2 protein-coding genes and 1 pseudogene are annotated in these 2960 nt (G+C 41.3%); 2 read left to right on the top strand and 1 reads right to left on the bottom strand.

Features of this window, described 5'->3' with window-relative positions:
• Positions 1–74: 74 nt before the first annotated feature.
• A pseudogene (locus JQ600_RS37700) lies at positions 75–326 on the top strand (hypothetical protein); the annotation flags it as partial.
• Between the two features lie 2 nt (positions 327–328).
• Here JQ600_RS37700 and JQ600_RS36575 read toward each other — a convergent pair.
• Entirely contained in the window at positions 329–1645 is a 1317-nt protein-coding gene (locus tag JQ600_RS36575) for a hypothetical protein (RefSeq protein ID WP_212490441.1), read from the bottom strand.
• Positions 1646–2376: 731 nt separating this feature from the next.
• On the opposite strand from JQ600_RS36575, the gene JQ600_RS36570 reads away from it, so the two are divergent.
• Complete coding sequence (locus JQ600_RS36570; RefSeq protein ID WP_212490440.1) at positions 2377–2934, top strand: hypothetical protein; 558 nt, start codon at positions 2377–2379, stop codon at positions 2932–2934.
• The last annotated feature ends 26 nt before the right edge of the window (positions 2935–2960 follow it).

The raw sequence follows: 2960 nt of genomic DNA, 5'->3' as shown, positions 1-2960 counted from the left end.
TCTGCATACCCTAAAGTACGTCTCACTAACGTGAAACTATATTGTTATTGATGTTATAGGATCCGCGCACAAAATTCTGGGACGGCTATCAAGGCCATGAGCACGTGGTCATGGATGAGTTCAGAGGAAGCATCGATGTTGCCCATCTACTACGGTGGTTTGACCGCTACCCGGTCATTGTTGAGCAGAAATGCACCGCTACCACGCTATCTGCTACAAAATTTTGGATAACTTCAAATTTGGATCCGCGCTTATGGTTTAATGATATTGATCAAGCTACTAAAGACGCTTTATTAAGAAGACTAACTATCACACACTTTGAATAAATTCACAAATACTCCTTTGAAAAATTAGCTGCAGTTCCTGAGTTTCGTGTTGTAGCAATTTTAAAATGCGCAGTCCACTGCAATTCAATAGCAATCTTAATCGAATCAGGAATATCAGTAGCATCAAGTACTTTTTCAAGAGCAACAAATTCAAACTTGCCAACTTTACGTTTGATATTAGGATAATTGGTATAGGTCATCAATGTGGTAAACAAATCATTAAACAACATAGACGATGTAGAAGTGAGAATACTAGTTTTGATATCACCAGGCGCAATATTAACTTTGGTCCACTTGGTAACTTTGGTAAAAAGATGAGGAGCAGGAGGTTCTTTAAGATAATTTTCAGTATCACCGGAATTTTCAATCAATCCATTCTCGGTATTACCATAAAAAGTGTTCGCATCTTGTTCAGTAATAAGTCTTGCACCAGTACCTGAACCAGAATATCTTTTCCCGTATAGAGGAACATTATCAACATCATCAGCTTGATCATTACTATCAACGGTTGTTGATCGATTCTGCATCTTTAGAGATGATTTGATATTATAATGAACACGCATCTTGGTCATGTCCAAAGTAACAGGATGGGTATTAGGATTATACACAGTCGGTTTGTACTCAATGCTGTAAAATGCCTGATCTTGGGTAGTGATAGATGCCACATTATACCAGGGAACAATGCCATAGTTAGAAAACGCTTCAGCAAACTTCAAAACTGTGTTCGTAGCAGCATCAACTGGAAAGACATAAGACGATATAATACCACTGACAGTTGTTTGAAAGTAAACTTCAATGCGATCAGTAGTAAGAACAGGAAGAGGATCGTTCAAGGTTTTAAAATTCATGCCAGCTTTAAAGAATAGAGCTTTAAATACCGCAGCCCACATCCCAACCAAAACATTATATTGCGGATGAGTAATATGTCCAACATATTGAACTTCACCAGTAGCATAGAGTTTACCAAATTCTTTAGTAAAACAAACTCCAGATTTAAATTTGTTAGCAATCGTTTTGCTGGGTTTACGTCTAGCACGGCGCATTTTGCCACGCAGGTAGCCACTCTTTGAACCAGTACGTCTTTTGCCACGAATAACAGTCGCCTTCTCAAGTTTTAGCGGTTTCGATTTAACATGTAATACGCGGAGAAGGCGGTTATTATGCTTCTCCATAGCAGAACGAGCAATGTCTGTAGTAGCTTGAACCATGGATGGGTACGGAGAAAACGACTTGTGTCGCTTGAAGTTTCCATATCCAGTTTTAGCAAGACCGTATAACAATCCAGCGGTAGAGTATTGCCGTTTACGACCAACAATCATTAAAAATCTTTTTTAATGATGAAGCACCAGGCCTCACTAACCTCTATTTATATCGGTTGTTACGGCGTTACGCCGCTCTGTAAGTAATACTAGGCGTAACAAAATTTATTTGTTCCTTGGGTACTTACAGAGCTACACCCGGAGCACAGAGATAAACCCGAAATATCCCATTTCCTCCGACATCGCTATCGCTCCGCCTTAGCGGGTTTTATCACGTTGCTCCGCCTTCGCTTCGCGATAGGCCCCTGTGGCGTCTCCCCTGTGGCTATCGCCACATGGTTGACCTCGACGCCACATTGTTTTCAGGCTACGCCCCATGGATTCAACCTCGTAAGGCGTTCGCTACCGCTCATCTCCAAAAATGGAAGTCTTTCGCATTACTCTCGGTGAATCTGGCGCGCAGTTCGAAATTACCTACACAAATGAAATTTGGTATGCTACTTGTGTCTACTCACCTATTGGCTACATACCTACTGCCGAAGATGCCAATAGAGCTATCAGTTACGGGCCTGAACTGCGTTCTATACAATATGAAGAAGAGTTTGAACTAATTACGTTTCCTCCAACTCCTCCTCAACACTATTACGATGAACCGGTCGGCCGCTAATGTATATAAATAAACAAACATATTTAACAAACAAATAATAAAACGATCGAACACTTACCCAATTCCCTTACCCGACCGACCCTTCCCTAACTATAAAAGGGGGTGTCCCTAACTAACTCCTAACATGTCAGTGGGCAGATATTGGATACTAACCATACCTAAAGAAAGCTATACACCTAACTTACCTGATAATGTCGTATATACAAAAGGACAACTTGAATGCGGAGATGGAGGCTTTCTTCACTGGCAACTCATTGCAGTCTTCAACAAAAATGTCAGACTCTCAGCAGTTATTAAATCCTTTGGCAAATTCCATGCAGAACTTACCCGGTCAGACGCAGCCATGGACTATGTCTGGAAAGAAGCTACCAGAGTCCCCGACACCCAATTCGAACTTGGCAAGCTACCCCTTAAGCGTAATTCTAAGACCGATTGGGAGTCCGTCTGGACCTCCGCGAAAGAAAATAAAATTGACGAAATTGACTTCAATATCCGATTTCAGCACTACCGCACTATTAAACAAATATCTAAAGACTACCTTGTACCCGACGCAGTTGAACGAGAAGTATATGTATTTTGGGGTCGTACAGGTACCGGTAAATCGAGACGTGCATGGGCAGAAGCGGGAATGTCTGCATACCCTAAAGTACGTCTCACTAACGTGAAACTATATTGTTATTGATGTTATAGGATCCGCGCACAAAATTC

The organism is Bradyrhizobium sp. AUGA SZCCT0176 (assembly GCF_018130145.1).
Taxonomy (GTDB): domain Bacteria; phylum Pseudomonadota; class Alphaproteobacteria; order Rhizobiales; family Xanthobacteraceae; genus Bradyrhizobium.
This window is presented reverse-complemented; position numbering and strand designations above follow the sequence as displayed.

What these genes read in the sequence shown, in the direction of transcription:
- JQ600_RS36575 (WP_212490441.1), bottom strand. Translation starts at nt 1,645, where the DNA reads ATGATTGTTGGTCGTAAACGGCAATACTCTACCGCTGGATTGTTATAC.
- JQ600_RS36570 (WP_212490440.1), top strand. Translation starts at nt 2,377, where the DNA reads ATGTCAGTGGGCAGATATTGGATACTAACCATACCTAAAGAAAGCTAT.